The sequence below is a fragment of the Delftia sp. RIT313 genome, from assembly GCF_000632165.1.
Lineage (GTDB): Bacteria > Pseudomonadota > Gammaproteobacteria > Burkholderiales > Burkholderiaceae_C > Comamonas > Comamonas acidovorans.
On the sequence record NZ_JFYT01000023.1, the window covers coordinates 1 to 706 of the forward strand.

At 66.7% G+C, this 706-nt stretch carries 1 protein-coding gene; it reads left to right on the plus strand.

Annotated elements, in window-relative coordinates; translation table 11 throughout:
• Nucleotides 1–706, plus strand: a 706-nt coding sequence (locus BW39_RS03445) for an AMP-binding protein (RefSeq protein WP_043819814.1), incomplete at both ends; no start/stop codon positions are given.

Sequence of the window (706 nt, forward strand, 5' to 3'; positions counted from 1 at the left end):
TTCATCAACACCTTGCCGCTGCGCGTACGGCTGGGAGAGCGCAGCGTGCAGGAGTGCCTGCGCCAGACGCATGAGGGGTTGTCGGGGCTGATGCACCATGAGCACGCGACGCTGTCGCTGGCGCAGCGCTGCAGTGCGCTGGAGGGAGGCACGCCGCTGTTCTCCACTCTGCTCAACTACCGTTATCTGGTTCAGGATGACGGGACTTCCAGCGCATGGGAAGGCCTCACGGCACTGGGTGGACAGGAGCGCACCAACTACCCGGTAACGGTATCGATCGATGATCTGGGCGAGGGCTTCGGCATCGTGATGCAGGCCAGCGAGTCCATTGGTGCCCAGCGGCTGTGCAGCTACATGGGGGCCGCCATCCAGGCGGTCGTCGGGGCGCTGGAGCGGGCTCCACACAGCAATGCAGGGGCGCTGCAGATTCTGGGTGAGACGGAGCGGACGGCGCTTGAGCGCTGCGGCAGCAGGCAGCCATGCCTTGCGCATGCCGTGCCGCTGCAGCACGCGATCGAAGAACAGGCGCGTGTGCGGCCTGGGGCGAAGGCCCTGGTATTCGAAGCACACAGCCTCAGCTATGGCGAACTCAACGCCCAGGCCAACCGCCTGGCCCATCGCCTGGTCGCCCTGGGCGTACGGCCCGAGTCGCGCGTGGGCATTGCCATGTCGCGCTCGGTGGAGATGGTGGTCGGCCTGCTGGCCA